General features: G+C 57.8%; 14 protein-coding genes and 3 pseudogenes. 14 read left to right on the top strand and 3 right to left on the bottom strand.

The window, feature by feature from the left end:
• The first annotated feature begins 10 nt into the window (after positions 1–10).
• The 4 genes from AC1DCP_RS25185 to AC1DCP_RS25170 all read left to right on the top strand — a co-directional run bounded on the left by AC1DCP_RS25185 (position 11) and on the right by AC1DCP_RS25170 (position 3405).
• Positions 11–616, top strand: coding sequence for an RraA family protein (locus AC1DCP_RS25185; protein WP_441360560.1), 606 nt, complete (start codon positions 11–13; stop codon positions 614–616).
• Positions 617–758: 142 nt separating this feature from the next.
• Positions 759–1886 carry an alpha-hydroxy acid oxidase gene (locus AC1DCP_RS25180; RefSeq protein WP_476774809.1) on the top strand — a complete coding sequence of 376 codons (1128 nt, stop codon included), beginning with the start codon at positions 759–761 and terminating at the stop codon, positions 1884–1886.
• 54 nt (positions 1887–1940) lie between these two features.
• Positions 1941–2636, top strand: a complete 696-nt coding sequence (locus tag AC1DCP_RS25175; RefSeq protein ID WP_476774766.1) for an MBL fold metallo-hydrolase — start codon at positions 1941–1943, stop codon at positions 2634–2636.
• A gap of 118 nt (positions 2637–2754) precedes the next feature.
• Positions 2755–3405, top strand: a complete 651-nt coding sequence (locus AC1DCP_RS25170; protein WP_476774765.1) for a thioesterase family protein — start codon at positions 2755–2757, stop codon at positions 3403–3405.
• 493 nt (positions 3406–3898) lie between these two features.
• On the opposite strand, the gene AC1DCP_RS25165 is transcribed toward AC1DCP_RS25170, so the two are convergent.
• Positions 3899–4903, bottom strand: coding sequence for a hypothetical protein (locus AC1DCP_RS25165; protein WP_476774764.1), 1005 nt, complete (start codon positions 4901–4903; stop codon positions 3899–3901).
• A 139-nt stretch (positions 4904–5042) separates the two neighbouring features.
• Here AC1DCP_RS25165 and AC1DCP_RS25160 point away from each other — a divergent pair, with 139 nt between their 5' ends.
• Together AC1DCP_RS25160 and AC1DCP_RS25155 are read left to right on the top strand one after the other, a co-directional pair.
• Positions 5043–5738 (top strand): substrate-binding domain-containing protein, encoded by a 696-nt coding sequence (locus tag AC1DCP_RS25160; protein WP_476774763.1) that lies wholly within the window; start codon positions 5043–5045, stop codon positions 5736–5738.
• A gap of 351 nt (positions 5739–6089) precedes the next feature.
• The gene (locus AC1DCP_RS25155; RefSeq protein ID WP_476774762.1) at positions 6090–7259 is read left to right on the top strand and encodes an amino acid ABC transporter substrate-binding protein; all 1170 of its coding nucleotides are present in this window, start codon (positions 6090–6092) and stop codon (positions 7257–7259) included.
• A gap of 68 nt (positions 7260–7327) precedes the next feature.
• Here AC1DCP_RS25155 and AC1DCP_RS25150 read toward each other — a convergent pair.
• Positions 7328–7888: pseudogene (locus tag AC1DCP_RS25150) on the bottom strand (transposase); the annotation flags it as partial.
• A 362-nt stretch (positions 7889–8250) separates the two neighbouring features.
• On the opposite strand from AC1DCP_RS25150, the gene AC1DCP_RS25145 reads away from it, so the two are divergent.
• The 6 genes and pseudogenes from AC1DCP_RS25145 to AC1DCP_RS25120 all read left to right on the top strand — a co-directional run bounded on the left by AC1DCP_RS25145 (position 8251) and on the right by AC1DCP_RS25120 (position 17858).
• Positions 8251–9477, top strand: a complete 1227-nt coding sequence (locus AC1DCP_RS25145; protein WP_476774761.1) for a CaiB/BaiF CoA transferase family protein — start codon at positions 8251–8253, stop codon at positions 9475–9477.
• A gap of 14 nt (positions 9478–9491) precedes the next feature.
• Positions 9492–10430, top strand: coding sequence for a hydroxymethylglutaryl-CoA lyase (locus AC1DCP_RS25140; protein ID WP_476774760.1), 939 nt, complete (start codon positions 9492–9494; stop codon positions 10428–10430).
• A gap of 248 nt (positions 10431–10678) precedes the next feature.
• Positions 10679–13360: an alpha-ketoglutarate dehydrogenase gene (mdeB, locus tag AC1DCP_RS25135; RefSeq protein WP_476774759.1), complete on the top strand. Its 2682-nt coding sequence runs from the start codon at positions 10679–10681 to the stop codon at positions 13358–13360.
• A 108-nt stretch (positions 13361–13468) separates the two neighbouring features.
• On the top strand, positions 13469–14749 hold the full coding sequence (locus tag AC1DCP_RS25130) for a 2-oxo acid dehydrogenase subunit E2 (protein WP_441360552.1): 1281 nt from the start codon (positions 13469–13471) through the stop codon (positions 14747–14749).
• Between the two features lie 20 nt (positions 14750–14769).
• Entirely contained in the window at positions 14770–16476 is a 1707-nt protein-coding gene (gene lpdA, locus AC1DCP_RS25125; RefSeq protein ID WP_476774758.1) for a dihydrolipoyl dehydrogenase, read from the top strand.
• 685 nt (positions 16477–17161) lie between these two features.
• A pseudogene (locus AC1DCP_RS25120) lies at positions 17162–17858 on the top strand (IS6 family transposase).
• A 161-nt stretch (positions 17859–18019) separates the two neighbouring features.
• Here the strand turns inward: AC1DCP_RS25120 and AC1DCP_RS25115 are convergent.
• Entirely contained in the window at positions 18020–18604 is a 585-nt protein-coding gene (locus AC1DCP_RS25115) for a helix-turn-helix domain-containing protein (RefSeq protein ID WP_476774757.1), read from the bottom strand.
• A 25-nt stretch (positions 18605–18629) separates the two neighbouring features.
• On the opposite strand from AC1DCP_RS25115, the pseudogene AC1DCP_RS25110 reads away from it, so the two are divergent.
• Positions 18630–18889 (top strand): annotated as a pseudogene (locus AC1DCP_RS25110) (transposase); the annotation flags it as partial.
• A gap of 182 nt (positions 18890–19071) precedes the next feature.
• Positions 19072–20157, top strand: coding sequence for a zinc-binding dehydrogenase (locus tag AC1DCP_RS25105; RefSeq protein WP_476764361.1), 1086 nt, complete (start codon positions 19072–19074; stop codon positions 20155–20157).
• Positions 20158–20189: the final 32 nt, after the last annotated feature.

Here is a 20189-nt window from a genome sequence, read left to right as displayed (position 1 = left end):
AAGGGGTATAATGGTGCGCGATCTACTTGAACTTGGTACGTCAACGCTGAGCGAAGCCTCCGGCCTAAAATGTTCGCTCGACCCAGCCCTCCGCCCGGTGTGGAAGGGCGCTGCGTTCGCTGGACCGGCATTTCCGGTCAGCTGCCCTCCGGGGGACAATTTAGCCATTCATCTAGCAGTGGAGCGGGCGCCGAAGGGAAGTGTGCTCATGGTCGATGCCGCAGGCTGTCAGGCCGGATATTGGGGAGAAGTGTTTGCTGTAGCGGCGGAAGCCCGCGGCATCGTCGGTCTCGTGATCGACGGAGGCGCGCGCGACATCGATGCTTTAGAAGCCCGGGGCTTTCCCGTCTTCGCGCGGTGCGTGTCCATGCGTGGCACGATCAAGCGTCAAGCTTTGTGCGTTGGCGAAACCACGACAGTCGCAGGCGTCTCCGTCGCGCTGGGGGACATGGTCGTCGCCGACGTCGACGGCGTAATGAGTATTCCAGCTCATCATTTGGAAGCCACCTTATCGGCGGCGAGGGACCGTCAGGAGAAAGAGAAGATCGTGATGGACCGACTTCGCAAGGGCGAAACGACAGTGGAAATTCTAGGCCTGACTCACTACCGCAATTGACGGCCTGTCAGATGGACCATCGACAGAAGCAGAGTGAGATCGAGGTAAAGGTGACATGAATACCGTGAACACGCCCGATGCGGGAACCGCTACGACAGCAGGTACGCACGCGCCCAAACTCTTGCGCGGGCCGCTCGGCAAGATGCTTGCCTTGAATGACTTTGAGAGAGTGGCCAAACGCCACCTTCCCAAATCCATTTTTGCCTATGTCTCGGGCGTCGCGGAAGAAGGGCAGGCAGCCGACGCAATTAACCGGTCGTTCCACGAAACCAGGCTGATCCCGAGGGTGTTGCGCGACGTTAGCGGCCGCGTCCAGGCTACGACACTTTTCGGCAAAACCTACAACCATCCGTTCGGCATCGCACCGATGGGCAGTAGCGTCCTGGCAGCATTCGACGGCGACGTGGTGCTTGCGCGGTCCGCGGCGAAGCGCGGTATTCCTTCAATTGTTAGTGGTGCCTCGCTTACACGTCTCGAGCGCGTTGAAGACGAAGCGCCAGGGCGCTGGTTTCAGGCCTACCTCGGCGCCGATGAGGCACGGGTCGAAGCGCTCGTGGATCGAGTTGCCAACGCCGGCTTCGAGACACTTGTCTTTACAGCGGATGTTGCTGTACTCGGGAATCGCGAGCACTATGCGCGGGCGGGTTTCGAGACACCACTTCGACCAAGTTGGAATCTGGCGTGGCAGGGCGTAACGCACCCGCGGTGGCTGCTCGGCACGGCGGCGAAGACGTTGATGAAACATGGTATTCCCCACTTCGAGAATATGGAGGCCTATCGAGGAGCGCCTATTCTTTCCCGCAATGTCATGCGTGACTTTGGTAAGCGCGATCATTTCAGTTGGAAACATCTGGAAATCATTCGCAGACGGTGGAAGGGCAACCTTGTCGTTAAGGGCATACTTGCAGCCGCGGACGCTCGGATCGCTGCCGATTGCGGCGTAGATGGGATTATTGTCTCGAGCCATGGTGGGCGGCAACTCGACGGCGCCGTGGCTCCTCTCCACGCTTTGCCCGGGATCATTGACCAAGCCGGCTCCACAACCGTGATGTTGGATGGTGGCATCCGTCGCGGGACAGATGTGATCAAGGCGATAGCATTGGGGGCGCAGTTCGTTTTCGTTGGCCGACCATTCCTTTATGCCGCCGCCGTGTTTGGTGAACGCGGAGTGATCCACGCTATTGATCTTCTCTCTCAAGAAGTAGACCGCAACCTCGGAATGCTCGGGCTGAAGAACATAGGGGACGTTGATAGATCAGTCATCGCTTAGTAAAGGCGAAGACGTATAGCTATATTTGTTTTTGTCGTAGGTGGAGAGATATTTATGTTACCCTATCCCAAATATGACATTGTTGTGATGGGAAGTAGTATTAAGCTTGACGTGGGATTTATCGGGATATCGAATATCACACTGATTCAAGTCGAGGATGGCTACATTCTATTCGACGTTGGTGGCCCTGTTACACGCGACATGTTGGTAAAAGGGCTGCGCGACAGGGGGCTTTCGCCGAACGATATAACTAAAATATTTCTCTCGCATCTTCATAGCGACCACTGCCTCAATATCGACCTTTTCCCGTTCAGCACGGAGGTTTTTGTAAGCAAGGCAGAATGGAATTACGCCGACAGGCCGCATGAGAAGGACATCTACATACCTTGGCTCATCAAGGAGCAGCTTTCCAAGTATAGGTTGTCGTTGATTAAGGGCAGGGGGGATCTCGCGCCGGGCGTCAAGTATTTCCCGGCCCCCGGACATACGCCTGGTTGCTATGCGATCAAGCTGGCCTTGCCTGATGGCTCAAGGGTGACGCTGGCCGGCGATGCTCTCAAGATGCCAACCGAGGCGCTTCGGGGTAGGGCGGACATGTGTTTCGACACTCGGGAATCATCCGCGACTACAATTGCGGAAATTTTATCCGATAGCGACCTCATAATCCCAGGGCATTATCCGCCCCTGACACTGGAGGATGGCAAAATATTCTGGACGGATAGCCAGTGTATTTCTTTAGTAGTCAGATAATTCGACACAACCCGGTTTCCGTTCACATTATCCCGGATTTTGGCAAGATCTGCGCAGTCGGTCCTGTATACCAGAGCCTTGGCTGAGGTTGCCGTCAACAAACGTAAGGACGAACAGCGTGGCTCGAGAACAGACGGTTCATGGCGCGGATTTCAAGGCAAAGGTGGCCCTAGAGGCCATTCTCGGCGATGCGACGATCTCTGAACTGGCGTCGAACTATGGGCTGGATCAGACGATGGTGTATTCTTGGAAGATCAAGGCGCTCGAAGGTATGTCTGGGATTTTCTCACACGACGCCCAGGCGGAAGCCGCTGTTCTGGAAGATGAGGCCTATTCCGAGGTCTGCCAAATGTCATTGCAGATGCGCTGGGGTGATATGGATGCCGCCGGACATCTGAACAACACCGTCTATTTTCGTTTCATGGAGCAAATCCGGATTACATGGTTTGAAGGCCTCGGCCTCCTTGGCGATGTTGGCCATGGCGAAGGACCGGTTATCGTTGATGCGGCCACCGCTTTTCTGCGGCAGTTGAGCTACCCGGGTGATGTTCTTGTCACAATGTCGGTCGGGCTGCCTGGCCGAAGCAGCTTCGATACCCGCTACAAGCTGAGCCGCGCTGATGAGCCGGAAAAAATCTGTGCTACAGGCTCCGCTCGCTGCGTCTGGATTGACTTTTCCAGGCAGAAATCAGTGCCCATGCCAGACAGCTTGCGGAATACACTCCTACAAGCGCGCCTGACTTGCGCCCCGATTAACCCAGGTTCGTAAGAGCGCGCTCGGGGTTAATCGAGCGTGTGCTCACCAGGAGAGGCCGATTGTGACCTGCGCTAAGTCATAGCCGAGCGAGGCAGATTATTTCCGGCGCGAGATAGAGCCGTGCTGCCCTCCGTCACGTTGACTCACCATAGGCAATGGCGTCGTCGTCGCGCGTCGGCGAAAACATGCCGACGCGAAATTAGGGCCACTCAGGCATAGAATGATACGGTCTTACGTACTATCAACAGGCATGATATGCGGGGCCCTACGGCTATTAATCCCAGTGGAGATCGGCGTGCAGGATGAGAGGTCCGTTGACGTGAGCGCTGATGGCGAAGACGGTAGCTTGTCCGAAATGCGGAGAGCCCGTCAGCCGGCGATGATGTTCCAGGACTCTCTCTTCATATACAGTCAGCAGGTCGCACTCGAAGGGCGTGCTGTGTTGCGGCGCGGCTGACGTGTCACAAACCGCCGCCCGATGACCGAGCGGCGGTTCTTTAGGCGCCTATTTCTTGACGATCCCGATCCTGTTGCCGCGCACGGCACCGAGCCAGATCTCGTCCCCGAGGTCGAGGGCGCTGGTGACGAAGCCGAGCAGTTTCGGATTGGCATCAACCTTCAGCCGGTGCTTCACCGACATGTCCGCCGGACGCAGTTCGACGACGTCGTCCTCGCCTCCGCAAGTCTGTGCGTCGGTCCCCAAGCATCGGACTACATTCATGAATACTTCCTGATTGTCTGACTGTGCCACCACCAAGAACGTTCCGTCGTCCGTCTTATGAATGTTGTCCGGATAACCGGTGATCTCCGCAGTCACGCGCGGGGTCGATCCATTTCGACTAATCTTGTGAACCTTTTTGGCGCCCCATTCCGCCACTATGAGGGAGTCTTCGTCCAACGCAACGATGCCGTTAGCGCCCGCCATCCCAGAATCCGGAATCTTGGACCAGCCCTTGCCCGGATGCCATTCGAAGACATCGCCTGTGACCTTCCCCTGCATCATGTCCGAAAACCAGGTTTTTGAACTCGCGATCTGGAAGTAGACGGTAGCGGCAATTCCGCCATCGGGAAGCTCGTCTCCCTTCGGCGTGACTTCGAATACCTCAACCGCTTCGCGCTTTCCATGATTGATCGCGAACAGAAATTGCTTGCCATCCTTGCCGGCGACGAACGTCATACCGTGGCCGACAAATTCCTCCGCGACGAGCGGGCTCGTGCAGCCGGGATAGGCTGCGTCGTTGTAACTGGCGGCCGAGCCGTCGATGGGCAATACGCCCCATTGCCGGCTCTTCCGATGAATGATCGAAATCGCGCCTTTCTTAACATTCGGCGACCCGAGCTGGCTGGCCACAATCCAGGGCGTCCCGTCCAGAGGGAGCAGTTCCTCCGCGTTCACCGGACCGCAGACGAATTCGAACTTGCCTGCCGGATCACAACTCCCGCTTTTCAACTCGACCGCGTTCGCCGCCACAATAGACGTCCCAAGCAGCGCGCCGGCGGTCACCGCCACGGCATGGAGACATTTTGGTTTCCCCCCCCCCCCCCCCCCACGCGAACCCTCCCAGAGGTTCCACTGCGTAAGGATAGTTGAAGACTGCCGGCTCCGGCAAGCGAAATATGTTTGCGCAAACGTCTGTCGGCAAGCGATTGTGATCAGATCACACTTCAAGAATATTCATATTGCATCATCCCGTCGGCACGCTTCGTCCCACAGTGCATCGTCAATCTCATTGCATCGGGGTGTCCGCGACCAGCTCACGGAGAAAAATACCACGAGCCTCATTCTCACATTCGGTGAAGGACCCAATTGCCGCTTTGCATCAGGCGCGCCCGTAGCCGGACGTTGGCGAGATTCTCGAGCACTAACCGAATGCAACGCTCGCGGCTGGAAAGTGCCGCAGCGGTTGACGATCGCTGGGTTCGACGATTACGAATCCGTGATCAGTTCCATGGCCAGCATTCCCGCAGTCCGCGTTCCACGTTACGAGATCGGATGCCGCGCTACCGACGTGGTCTTGGCGAGCGTAGGTGGTGGCGACAAGAGCGTTCCGAAACGCACAGTTGCCTTTGAGATCATTCTGCGGGAAAGCACAGGATCCGGGGCGGGGTCGTTCGGCGGTCAGGTGTACACGACCCCGGCCACTGATGTATCGCCCTGCAGAGCGGCCATGAGCCGCCAGCGCGGCCTCGTGGTCCTAATGGATTCAAAGCTGCGCCGCAATCTTCGAGCACTTCATAATTGCGATCGTGGCCTCCGCGCACGGCGGAATCGCGATGACTCTCTTAGAGAGGTAAAGGCGTGTGATCCGTTGCGTCGCAGGATAGCTTCGATATCGGTTGTATAGAACGGGTTTATCTGACGCTTGACGATGTCGAGGTTCGCCTGGGGTTGGTGCGACGGTCTCGTAAAACTGCTCTTTCAACGCCCCGACGGAGAATGTCAGCATTGCGTATCGCTCCGAACAGCGCCGCGGCAGCGGGCGAAACCAATCGGAGCGCAAACTTTTGCGTAGAATGATCGATTTGCCGGACCATTTCCGAGAAACTGTTTGAGCAAAGACAATGAGCCTGCTAAGGGCTTCTGCAGGGCTATGATTGCGTAAACATATAAGTCTGGCGGATACAGGCGCGTCGTCCCACGACTTCGACGCCTATTAGTCGGTCAACCCAAAACATCAACGGAGGAGACAATAACTATGCTTTCCCGATTTATGGCAACCGGCCTCTTGGCCATGGGCGTGCTCGCCGGCTTCCCGGCGACTGCGGCCGAACCGATCGTCGTTGGCGCCACCATCTCGCAGACGGGCTCTCTGGCCGACTCGGCCGAACACTACCGGAAGGGCATTGTGCTCTGGCAGGAACAGATCAACAAGGCAGGCGGCCTGTTAAACCGGCCGGTTGAGTTCAAGTATTATGACGATAAGAGCGACCCGGCGACGGTTGCCCTCCTTACGGAGCGGCTGATAACCGATGACAAGGTCGACTTCCTGATCGCTCCGTTCGGATCCGCCAACGTGATAGCCGCCAGCGCTGTGTCGGAGAAGCATGGGAGAGTGATGATCAATTCAGGCGGTAGCTCGGAGAAGATCCATGAGCGCGGCTTTAAGTATATTTTCCAGACGGGCTCCAACATCCTCACATTTGGCACCGGCGTCTTCGCAGTAGCGGAGCAGCAGGGCTACGAGACGATGGCGGTGGTCAGCCGCGACTATGAGGCTGCGCACGAATTCTATGAGACCATCAAGCCAATGGCGCTCAAGAGCAACATCAAGATCGTGATGACGGAGTATTTTCCAATCAACACCAACGATTTTTCCCCCTACTTCGCTTCCGCCCGCAAGCTCAATCCGGATGTCTGGCTCTCGCTCGGCTATCCGAATGAGGCGATCGAGATCGTCCGCCAGATGCGCGCAAACAACTACATGCCGAAGATGTTTGTACACAATGGTGTGGCCTTAGAAGGCTACCTGGAAGCTACGGGAAAGGACGCGGAGTATACAGTCGGCATGTCGAGATATCATCCGAGCATAAAGATCGGGAATAACGAGCAGTTCGTCAAGGCATTCAAAGAAAAATGGGGCTACGAGCCGGGCTATTACGCAGCCACTAGCTATGCGGGCCTGCAGGTCTTGCAGCAGGCTGTTGAGAAGACCGGCAGTACCGACCAAGAGAAGCTCCGTGAGGCCCTGCTGACACTGGAGACGAATGACGTTCTGGGTCCCTACAAAGTTGATGAGACTGGCCTCCAGACTGCCCTGCAAAGCATGATTGTGCAGGTTTTGAATGGCCAGTGGGAAATCGTCTGGCCGTCCGAAATCCAATCGAAGTCTGCGGTCCTCCCGACTCCGGATTGGTCCAAGCGCTAAGCGCCGCCGCACTGACAACCAACCGGCCGATACGGCGTTGATCCCGGCAGGCAAGAGCGTTATCTCACTTCGAGGATCATGGGCGCGGTCATGCCCAATAGCCTGAGCGCACCGGAGAATGTCGTTGTCTTCCAATGGCCGTCTGGGATCGGAGAGCGGGATCACTCTCCACAAATGGCCTGTCCGAGAAGCCGGCACATTTTCGTGCTGAGACCGTTTTCATCGATGAAGACGATCCGCGCCGATCGAGATCGAGCTGGCCGTCGAACCAGTCCCCACGACGCTTCGTGAGGTCGTGGCGTTCCTGCTCCAGTGCATGTGCGGTCTTTTTTGAAAGTCGAGCCGCGCTTTCGCAGCCAGACATCGAGCGCATTACGGCCAATGGAAACGGCTCTCTCCTCACGCAATCGCAGGACCATCTCGTTGAGGGTGATGTCCTTTGTTTCTTCGATTATGCCGACGATGAAGTCCTCGTGGGCATCAAGGAGCGAGCCACCCCGTCGGCCTTGTTTCGCAGGTGTCAGCCGAGCAGCGCGCGCACTCGCAATCCAGGCGATGGCTGTCGAAATGCAACCCTGTGACGCAGCCAGAACGCGACTACGCAGATCAGCGCTGAAAGCGCGGGTCATATTGCCTCCGACCAAATCACCCGTCAGAGCGATGGAAACAGAATTCGCCAGCCACGCGAATCCTCAGTGAGATTCCGCGTTCAACGGACGCGCTCTAGGAGACAGAGGACGTCCTCTTAGGTGAAAGCCCATGTGGAAGTCGACCGAGTGGGAGGGCTGTATGCCCCTCGGTCCGGTTTCATCGAAGTTACGGGGGGACGGCATATATGTTTACGCAAACATTTTCGTTTGCCAAGCCAGCACCTCTCGTCTATGTTTGCGTAATCATGGTCGGCTTGCCAGATATCGACGCGTCCTACGGGCGCTACATTTGCACTTTTTGCAGGGCAAGGTCGGGCCCTCAATATGGAGGAGGTACGAGGATGAGTGATTCGAATGGTGATAACGCATTTGCCGGAAAGCGCATGCCACTAGAGGGCGTACGCGTTCTCGACATATCCAACTACTTGGCGGCCCCCACAGCTTCAATGTTTCTGGGTGATTATGGCGCCGACGTGGTCAAGATTGAGCGGCCGGGGCACGGCGACGAGATGCGTTACTGGGGCAACAGTAAGAACGGTGTCGGTCTCTATTACAAAGTGGTGAACCGAAATAAAAAGTCGGTGTGCGCCGACCTTCGTACTCCATTGGGAGTCGAAATTGTGAAGAGGCTGGTGAAGGACGTCGACATCGTCGTCGAAAATTACCGGACCGGAACTCTGGAGAAGTGGGGTCTCGACTACGATGTCCTTAGCGCCATAAATCCCGGACTGGTGATGTTAAGAATTACCGGCTACGGCCAGACTGGGCCAAACCGCAATCGCCCCGGGTTCGGAACCCTTGCGGAGGCATTCTCCGGATTGGCATACATCACCGGCCATCCGGACCGGCCGCCGCTCCTGCCCGGCTTCGGGCTGGGCGATGCCAGCACGGGCTTGATGGGCGCCTTCCTCACGATGGTGGCCCTTCATGAGAAGAAAGTGAACGGGGGCAAAGGGCAAGTCATCGATCTCGCCCTCTATGAGACTCTCTATACCCTGCTGGGTCCGCAAGTGGTCAACTATGACCAGCTCGGCATCATTCAACAACGCGAGGGGAGCCGGCTGCCTTTCACGGCGCCACGCAACACCTATGAGACGCGTGATGGTAAATTCGTCGCAATAGCCGGCAGCACTCAGAGCATTTTCGAGCGGCTGTGTGCTGCCCTCGACGTCCCCGATCTCGCAAGTGATCCGCGTTTCTCGGATAATCGGGTGCGCTTGGAAAATGCAACGGAGCTTGATGTGCATCTCCAGAAGGCGATTTCGAATTTCGATTTGGATGATCTTTTGTCTCGTCTCGTGTCTTTTGAAGCGGCGGTAGCGCCTGCCTACAGTGTTGCCGAGACCTTCGACGACCCACAGTTTATAGCGCGCGAAAACGTAGCGTCCATCCCCGACGAAGAGCTTGGCGGCCCTTTGCGCATGCAAAACGTTGTCGGGAAACTCTCGGCGACGCCTGGTAAGATCCGTTCCACTGGGCCGCGTTTGGGCGAGCATAACCGCGAGGTACTGATTGACCAGCTAGGGTTCAGTGAAGACGAGCTGCGTGCAGCACAGATCGTCGTCTAATCGGAGCGTGGCCCATGCTGAAACTGCCAAACAAGGTTAAGATCGTCGAAGTGGCGCCGCGGGATGGTCTTCAAGGCTTTCCGCGTTGGATTGATACGGAAACCAAGATAGCCATCGTCGATCGGCTGAGCGAGGTCGGGTTTCCAGTCATCGAGGTCACCGGGTTCGTGCACCCGCGGGCCATCCCCAATCTGCGTGACGCTCAAGAGGTGATGGCAGGGATCAAGCGCCGGCCGGGAACGGTGTACCGGGCGCTTGTCCCGAACGCCAAGGGCGCGGAACTGGCGTTGCACTCGGCTGCACCGCCAGATGAAATCCTGGGTCTTATCACTACCAGCGAAAGGTATATGAAAAAGAACCAGAACATGAGCACTGAGCAGGCGATCGAGCAGGCCATCCGCGCCTTCCAGATTGCCAGCGATGCCGGTGTCGGCTTCGTAATGGCTGTCGCTTCGGCTTTGTGGGACATTTACGATGGTCGCGTACCGGTAGACAGGGTCGTGGACCTGGTGGGACGGTTTCGTGATGCCGGAATCAAGCGATTCTATTTCGGCGGAAGCTTGGGAATGGAAGATCCGCGGCATGTTAGTGAGCTATTCGGGGCAGTGAACACGCGTTGGCCGGAGCTCGAAACCGGCTTTCATGTTCACAACATGGCTGGCACTGCGACGGCCAACATCCTGGCCGCACTTGATGCCGGCGCGACTTTCGTTGAAGGCGCGATATGTGGTATCGGCGGCGGCGTCGCCATGCCAGGCGGAATTAGTGCTCTCGGCAATCTTGCGACTGAAGACATTGTCTATCTTCTCAACGAGATGGGAATCGAGACCGGTCTCGACACTGACGCGACGATCGCCGCTTCGCGTGACATCGCTGATATTCTCGGCATCCAGCCCGTGGGGCATGTTGCTTACTGCGGTTCGCGCCGCGAGCTGATGGAGAGAGGGCAGTAGCGCCCCATGTGGAATCCGAGGTGAGCCGGCTCATCAGATTGGGTGGAGTATGTGGCAGTCTGTCCACTGATCATGTTTCAGGTTCCTCAAGAACGGGCCTGGGCAGGCACCGCGCCTGACCAAAATCGGCTCGACGAGAGGGATGGGTAAAGCCACGTTCTGTGCCGACAGCCGGGCATTCGCCAAGTGACCAGCAGGAAACTACGCGAATATCCAGATAAACTTCGACGACTGAGTGGAGGACCGCTATGAATTCGATCAACAATTCCATCCAGACCAATGCTCCTTCGGGCACCGACCAAGATCCGCAGGAGACTGCGGACTGGGTACAGTCGCTCGATTCCGTTGCAAAGCATGCTGGCGGCTCCCGAGCGCGGTTTCTTCTCGACGCGCTCGACCGTCGTGCCAAGCAACTCGGCTTGGTAGAAGGTGCTCTTCCCTACTCGCCCTATCGAAATACCATCGAACTTGACAAGCAGCTTCCATATCCCGGCGATCTCGCCATGGAGGAGCGCATCACCTCGATCATCCGCTGGAACGCCCTGGCAATGGTGGTTCGCGCCAACCGGGCCTACGGCGAACTCGGCGGTCACGTCGCCAGCTATGCATCCGCCGCGGAGATCTTCGAAATCGGCTTCAACCATTTCTTCCATGCCAACGACGGGCAGCACGGCGGGGATCTGGTGTTCTTCCAGCCCCATTCCGCGCCCGGCGTATACGCTCGCGCGTTCCTTGAGGGCCGACTCACCGAGAACCAACTCTCGCACTACCGGCAGGAAATCACAGGTGAAGGCCTCTGCTCTTACCCTCATCCATGGTTGATGCCTGACTTCTGGCAGTTTCCAACGGGATCGATGGGCATCGGTCCCATCAGCGCAATTTACCAGGCGCGATTCATGCGTTATCTCCGGGATCGCAAGCTGCATGACACCAACGCCCAGCATGTCTGGGGCGTGTTCGGCGATGGAGAGATGGACGAACCGGAATCCATCGCGGCCCTTTCGCTCGCTGCCCGCGAGAAGCTCGACAACCTGACATTTGTCATCAACTGCAACCTGCAACGCCTCGACGGTCCGGTACGAGGCAATGGGCAGATCGTCCAGGAGCTGGAGAGCGTCTTCAAGGGTGCCGGCTGGAATGTCGTCAAGGTTCTATGGGGATCGGAATGGGACCAGATCTTCGCAAGGGACGAGAACCATAGCCTGCTCAAGCGTTTCGCAGAGACCGTCGACGGAAAGTACCAAACGCTGGGCGCCAAAGACGGTGCCTACAATCTGGCAAACTTCTTCGATGGCGACCCGGAGGTAAAGCGCTTGGTTTCGCACATGTCCGACAAGGATATCGAAGCGCTTAAGCGAGGCGGTCACGACTTCAAAAAACTACATGCTGCATTCCAAGCGGCCAAGGATACCAAGGGGCGGCCGACCGTTATTCTCGCCAAGACCAAGAAGGGCTTTGGCATGGGCGGCGCCGGGGAGTCGCGCATGACCGCCCATCAGGCCAAGAAGCTCGAAGTCGGTGCGCTCATCGCATTCAGGGACAAGTTCAGCTTGCCACTGACCGACAAACAGGTCGAAGATCTCGAATTCTTCCGTCCTCATGAAGACTCCTCTGAGATGAAGTATCTCCGTGCACGGCGCGCAGCGCTGGGTGGCTTTTTGCCGCGGCGTCGGTCGTCGTCGGACCCGATCGCAGTTCCGGCATTTTCGAGCTACGCGGATTTTGCGACGAAGCCGGACGGCAAGGATATGTCGACCACCGTTGCAGCGGTCCGTCTCTTCAGCAATCTCCTCAAGAGCAAGGATTTTGGCGATCGCATCGTTCCGATCGTAGCGGACGAGGCCCGCACCTTCGGGATGGACAACCTCTTTCGACAGGTCGGCATCTACTCCCCCGTGGGACAACTTTACGAACCGGAAGATGCCGGCTCGATGCTCTACTACAAGGAGTCTGTCGACGGGCAACTCCTCGAGGAAGGCATTACCGAAGCGGGCGCCATATCGTCCTGGGTCGCCGCGGCAACCTCTTACAGTGTGCACGGCAAGCCTATGCTGCCGTTCTACATCTACTACTCTATGTTCGGTTTTCAGCGCGTCGGCGATCTGATCTGGGCGGCCGCCGATCAGCGGGCCCGTGGCTTCCTGATCGGCGCAACTGCCGGTCGTACGACCTTAGGCGGCGAAGGGCTGCAACATCAGGATGGCAGCAGCCATGTGATGGCCGCCACCGTTCCCAACTGCCGCGCCTACGATCCCGCCTATGCCTACGAAATGGCAGTGATCGTCGATCACGGTGCTCGTCGCATGATGGAGGATGGCAAGGACGAGTTCTACTACATCACCGCGATGAACGAGGGCTACGCACAGCCATCCATGCCTGCCGGAGTCGAAGAGGGCATCGTCAAGGGTATGTACCGCCTTGCGGGTCCTGAGGGCGAAGCCGCGATCAGGCTTGTCGGTTCGGGTGCTATTCTGCCCGAAGTGGTTGCCGCCGCAGAGCTGCTGAAGACGGATTGGAAGATCGAGGCGGAGATCTTCAGCGCGACAAGTTTCACGGAGCTGGCGCGGGAAGCGCGCGAGATCGAGCGCGAGGAGATGTTCGGCGCGGAAGCTCACGCTCGTCGCAGCTATGTGGGTACCCTGCTCGCAGGTCAGGCACCGATCGTCGCCGCGACCGATTACGTCCGTGCTTATCCTCAGTTGATCGCCTCATACGTGACCGGAAGATTCGTGGTTCTGGGCACAGATGGTTTCGGAAGGAGCGACAACCGTCGTGCGCTCCGTGACTTCTTCGAAGTCGACCGCCATCACGTCGTGGTCGCCGCACTCTCCACGCTAGCTTCGGAGGGGAAGATTGATCGATCGAAAGTGCTTGAGGCGATCGGCAAATATGGCATCACCTTGAACGTCGACGCTCCATGGAACTGCTGATGCCAATGACGCCCTGTGAGCGTAACGCCATCTACCAAGGACATTTTCAGCGCACACATTCCCTTCGGAATGGCCAGCGCTTACCCGAATGATAGGGAGGAACCGCCGATGGGCGTCCCACAGACCATAGAATTGCCCGACATCGGCGATTACAAGAACGTGCCTGTCGTCGAGATCCTCGTCAAACCAGGCGACACCGTGACGGTCGACCAACCGTTGATCACTCTGGAGTCCGACAAGGCCACCATCGAAGTGCCTTCCCCCGTCGCGGGCAGGGTCATTCAACTCCTGATCGAGCTGGGCCAGAAAGTATCACAGGGTGCCCCGGTGATGGTGCTGGACGCCGGAGAAGTCGCGGAAGCAGGATCAGCGGTCGTCACCGCCGCTCCGCCTGCCCGGGAAACGGCGCAAGCACTGGCTGCGGCGTTTGCGCCGACGGAGCCTCTGGTCGAAAAAACCTCGCCTCTAACAACGTCGCCGTCTGCGGGTTCGACGCATGCCTCGCCCTCTGTCAGGGCATTCGCTCGCGAGTTGGGTGTGGACCTGGGCAGGGTGCCGGCCAGCGGTGCCAATGGCAGGATACTTCGCGAGGACGTGAACAACTTCATCAAGGCCCAAATCTCCGGTGGCAGTGCCCAGACGCCGGTCTTGTCGGCATCCGGCATCCCCTCGCTTCCGACCTACGATTTTACCAAGTTCGGCGAGATCGAAAGCGCGCCGCTGTCGCGCATCCAGAAGATCGCTGGCAGCAACCTGCATCGCAACTGGCTGAACATCCCGCACGTCACCAACTTCGACAACGCAGACGTGACTGATCTCGAAGCGTTCAGGCTTACCTTGAATGGGGAGAAACGGGATCCGGCGGTCAAGGTTACCATGGTGGCCTTCCTTATAAAGGCTTCGGCCTTGACCCTCGCCGCCCATCCCCGCTTCAACACCTCACTGGACGGCGAAACGCTGATTCAGAAGAAATATGCGCACGTCGGCTTCGCAGTGGACACGCCGAAGGGCTTGATGGTCCCCGTCATCCGCGACTGCGATCGCAAGGGCTTGCTGGAGATAGCGGCGGAGATGGGCGCGCTTTCAGACAAGGCTCGCTCCGGCAAGCTGCAACCGTCGGAGATGGAGGGCGGAAGCTTCTCGGTGTCGTCGCTCGGGGGGGTAGGGGGAACCGGGTTCACGCCGATAATCAACTCGCCCGAAGTCGCGATCCTTGGTGCGGCGCGTTCCCAAGTGCAGCCTGTGTGGGATGGCAAGGACTTCCAGCCTCGACTCATCATGCCCATAAGCCTTTCCTGGGACCATCGTGTCGTCGACGGAGTCGCCGCCGCTCGGTTTCTTGGCCACTTGGCGACGATGCTCGGCGACTTCCGCCGCGCGATCCTCTGATAAACATCGAGAGAAACGTCATGACGACAGTCGATATTCTGGTGCCTGACCTCGGAGACTTCAAGGAAGTCGTCGTCGCAGAGGTATTTGTTAAGAACGGCGATATCGTCGCCGCCGAGCAGCCGGTCGCGTCGGTTGAGACGGATAAGGCGACGATGGACATTCCCGGTCCATCGGCCGGGACGGTCATTGATGTGAGGGTATCCGTCGGCGACACGGTCAGCAGTGGGTCCCTGCTGGCCACGCTTGAGCTTTCGGCCTCCGGGCACGCCCCGGTTCCCGCAACTACTGCCGCCGGTGTCGGCGAAACCCCAAACATTGCCCCCGGGCAGCAGGGCTACGACCTGCTCGTCATCGGGGGTGGTCCAGGCGGCTATACAGCTGCATTCCGGGCAGCCGATCTCGGACTACGGGTGGCACTGGTCGAAAGATATGACGTGCTTGGGGGCGTTTGCTTGAACGTGGGCTGCATCCCATCCAAGGCGTTGCTCCACGTCGCGGCGGTCAAGGAGGAAGCCGAACGGCTCGGAACTCACGGCGTAAGTTTCGCGGCGCCAGAAATCGACGTCAACAAGCTGCGCGGCTTTAAGGAGGCAACGGTGAGAAAGCTTACCGATGGACTCGGCCAAATGGCGAAGCTGCGCAAGGTCGAACGCATCACAGGAACAGGGAAGTTCGGCAGCCCCAATCATGTATTGGTTAGCACTGACGCCGGTGAGCAGCGGATCGACTTCAAGTCGTGCGTCGTGGCGGCCGGATCGACTCCGGTGGCACTTCCCTTCCTGCCCGACGATCCACGTGTCATTAACTCGACTGGTGCCTTGGCCCTGGAGTCCATCCCGGAGCGGATGCTGGTTGTGGGCGGCGGCATCATCGGACTGGAGATGGCGACCGTCTACAGTGCACTGGGCACACGCATCGACATCGTAGAGCAATTGGATCAGCTCCTTACAGGCGTCGACAGTGACTTGGTCGCCATCTGGTCTAAACACAACGCGAATAGGTTCGACCGCGTCATGCTGTCTACGAAGCTGGCATCCGTCGTGGTCTCTGAAGAAGGTTTGTCGGCGACCTTCGATGGCGGCAACGAGCCTGCAGTCTACGATCGCGTGCTGCAATCAGTCGGTCGCCGTCCGAACGGGGGTAACCTCGATCTTGACGCTGCAGGCATCGAAACCCAAAACGGCTACATCTCGGTCGACGATCAGATGCGCACGAGCGTTGGCAATATTTTCGCTATTGGCGACATAGTCGGACAACCGATGCTGGCGCACAAGGCGGTCCATCAGGGCCACGTGGCCGCCGAAGTCTTGGCAGGACACAAATCGGCGTTCGATCCGATGGTCATTCCGTCTGTTGCGTACTTGGAACCTGAGATCGCTTGGGTGGGCCTTACCGAAGATGCTGCGAAATCAGACGGTATCGAAGTCAAGGTAGGGCGGTTCCCATGGGCCGCATCTGGGCGCGCGATAGCAAATGGCGTCGAGTATGGACAGACCAAGCTTATCTTCTCGGTGAAGACTGGCCGCATCGTAGGCGGCGCGATGATCGGACCCAATGCAGGCGACATGATCGGGGAGGTATGCCTGGCAATAGAACTCGGTGCAGACGCAGCCGATGTCGGCAAGACTATCCACCCCCACCCCACGCTTGGCGAGACCATTGGCATGGCCGGCGAAGTTGCACAAGGAACGTGCACTGACTTGCCGCCAATGCGGCGACAATGAGAGGGTCTGCACCTGTCGACGCCGGAATAAAACCAGGCCCGGCGGCGAACTAAAACCAGGCCACCTTGGAGCGCCCATAAGTCCTGCTGGAGGGCGCAGCCCGAGCGGGTTCTCATGCGCGCGCAGCTTTTGGTCGTCGGACAACGAATTTGCCAAGGTTGGCGCATCTTGCGCTGCGTCCCGTTAATAACCACTCACGCAAAAATTAAACACGGTGTGTGGTACGCCCCTCAGTAGTTTCGCAGCTCCGTGTGGAAGACCAGCATTGTTTTGATAGGAAGCTGCATTTTGTCCACGGTTGGTTTGGCCCGTCTATCTGGGAGAAGCTGAACGATCGCATTGATAGCTGAACCGGACCCAGCATTCCGTGATTAACCGACGGATCACGCAATGCTGCAATGCAGAAATCGCGTTTCATTTTCCTCAAAGCGTCAGGCATAATCAGCAGCATGCAAAAATGAGGTATCCTTTAATGACGCAGGTTCATCAATCGACATTCGCGACGATCCGCCAAAAGATGTGGGTTGCAATTGTGTCTTCGCGCCAGCGCGAGGTCAGACGGGTTCTGCAAGTGCGTGATCTCGAAAAATAAGATCGATTGCGACAGCCGTCACACCTAGTGACAGATCGGAAGGGCGATGTCACGTGGTCTGCAGCTTAACGATTGACGGATAATTCGGCGAGGATGAACTCGACGATAATCAGTTATAAGAACCATCGCCTCCCACCGCAGATCATCTCGCATGCTGCGCGGTTGTATTTCCGGTTCCCGTTGAGCCTGCGGCTGGTCGAGGAAATGTTGCTGGAGCGCGGCATCGTCGTCTCTTACGAATGATACGGCGATGGGGTCGAAAATTCGGGACGGCTTATGCGAAGAAGTTGCGGAGAAAGAAGCCTTCGCGCAAAGATATCTGGCATCTGGACGAGGTCGTGATTTCCATCGGCGGCCGAAAATATTGGCTGTGGCGTGCGGTCGATCAGGACCTACGTTCTCGATGAGATCGTTCAGACCCGCCGCGATACCAAGGCTGCCAGGGCGGTTGATGGTCAGGCTGCTGAAGAAGCAGGGTCTGTCGCCGAAGCGCATCATCACCGACAAACTGCGCTCATACGGCGCGGAAAAACGGGACGTAATGCCCGGCGTCGAACATCGATCGCACAAGGGCCTTAACAATCGTGCAGAGAATTCTCACGTGCCGCTTCGAAAACGGGAGCAGGTGATGCAGGGCTTCCGATCCGCGGGAGGATTGCAACGTTTCGTCTCGATCTTTTCAGCAGTCACCAATCTCTTCGTGCCACCGCACCAGAAACGCTCAGCCCTCGCCACACATTTTCATTGGATCCGCGCGAGGACGCTCGTATTGCGTTTCCTCGAGGGCTAACGGCAGGGTGTTTCCGGAACGCGAACCTGATACAATGCCCTATGCTATGTTTCGAGGTTGACCTTGGCATAGTGGTTTGTCGTATCGAGGCTCACGTGACCGAGCCAGCTACGGACACGTCTCGCGCAGTGATGGTAGGCTGGCCTATCCGACACTCTGGACTACGAGGCGTCGCGAGGAGCAAGGTGACCGTTTAGGACTCGGAACTCCCTCGGTGTGCAATTGGCTTCACGTTTGAAGAACTTGCTGAAATGGCTCGCTTCCTGAAATCCAAGTTTTTCCGCGATGGCACCCACCGTTAGGTCCGTATGGGTGAGCAGGCGCTTGGCTTCGAGATTGATGCGTTTGGAAATAAATGCCTTCGCGCTCATGCCAATTGCCAGAGTGGTGGCACGGGTCAGGGTTTTTTCGGTGCAACCGAGCTCCGTCGCGTATTCGCTGAGTTGGTTCCACTTGGCGTAGCGCTGTTCTACCAGCTTCTGAAAGCGCTTGAAGCGCTGTAACGCGGTAGAAACCCGTGAATCTTGCGTTCGCCGCTCGCCATGAACAACGGTCAGCCAACTCATCAGGGCATAAAACTGGTAACGCAGCAGTGCGTTAACATTGCCGGTAAGCTCGCTTGCGGGGCCGGCATCCTTGGACAGTAAACCCCCGATCAAAGAATCGTAGCGCATCTGCAGGATCGAACGCGCCGCCCGATCGAGCTCTGAAAAAGGCTTAGCGTGATGGTGTTTGTCGTGATTCATTTGCTTCATTGAGATTGGAGGATGGATGCGCGGCGGCGATCTGAGGACAGGTGAACTCTTCAGCAATATCGATCTTGAGGATTGCGTTCGTCGTGATCATCCGCTGAGGGCGATCCGCCAGATCGTGAATGATGCACTCGTCTTGCTGGAGCATGATTTTGCAGCATTCTATTCGCCGATCGGGCGACCATCGATCGCGCCTGAGAAGCTTTTTTACGCGCCATGCTTTTGCAAGCCTTCTATTCCATCCGCTGTGAGCGGCTTTTGATGGAGCGGATGGAATGGGCTGACGACTGGAGCCCGGTCACTGCCGCCGGTCTTGTTCGGGGCGCAACATTGTGTAATGTCCGAAAAGTATCATCCAATGTCTGAACTTTACCTTTAATCAGCATCGGTAAAGTCCGATAAAGCTTATCCGGTCCTCGGATGCTCGTGCACCTGAACGCCGTTCCTGAAGAGGCGTCTTGTTGCAGTACGAATTGTTTGCTGTCGGCACCCGGGAACTGCGCCAAGCTAAATACCTGCGAAAGCGCCACGCCGGTCCGAAGAAGGGAGTTTCCATGAATACAACCATGCGAGCCGTGGTGGTCTCTGAACCCGGCGGCATTGACAAGCTTGTTGTCAAGGACGTGCCATTACCCGGCGTTGAACCCGGCTATGTGCGCATACGGGTGAAGGCGTTTGGCGTCAACGAGTCCGAAGTGACCAGCCGCAAAGGTTTGTCCAGCCCGGATTTTACAATGCCGCGTATACTGGGCATCGAATGCGTCGGTATCGTAGATCAGGCCTCACCTGGCAGCGATCTCCAGCCCGGCCAGATGGTGGCCACTATGATGGGTGGCATGGGCAGATCGTTCGACGGGGCCTATGCCGAATACACCGTTGTCCCCACCTCCCAGGTCATCCCGTTCGAGACAAAGCTTCCCTGGGATGTCGTCGGGGCACTTCCGGAAATGCTCCAGACTGCTTACGGCTCGCTGACCAAAGGGCTCGACCTCCGCCCTGGTCAGACGCTGCTGATCCGCGGCGGCACATCGACGGTCGGCCTTTCGGCGGCTTCGATCGCCAGGGAAATGGGAGCGGTCGTGATCGCCACCACGCGCCGTCCGGATCGGCTGGAGATGTTGCGGGGCGTCGGCGTGGACCATCCGATCGTCGATGACGGAAAGGTCGCCGACGCTGTTCGGGCGATCTTCCCCGACGGTGTCGATGCGGCGCTTGAACTGGTGGGCGGCCGGGCCTTGCGGGACACGATGCAGGCGACTCGCGTCCACGGCACGGTCTGCTTCACTGGCGCCCTGTCGGACGACTGGACAGTCGCCGACTTTAGCCCACTTGGCTACATTCCGTTCGGGGTGCGGCTGACGGCCTACGGCGGTGGAGCCACCGACCTGCCAGCCGAGGTCTTCGACCGCCAACTTCGGGCCATCGCGGCCGGCCGGCTGAAGATCTCTGTCGCCAAGGTCTATCAAGGACTGGAGAGAGTTCGTGACGCGCAGGCCGACCTCGAGGCGCGGGCAGAGCCGGGCAAATATGTAGTCGTTCTCGACTAACTCAGCCGCGCACCTATTCATCCCAGAAAAAG

Source organism: Agrobacterium sp. 10T429, from assembly GCF_056393925.1.
The sequence above is the reverse complement of the archived record's forward strand: the minus strand, read 5'-3'. Positions and strand labels throughout refer to the sequence as shown.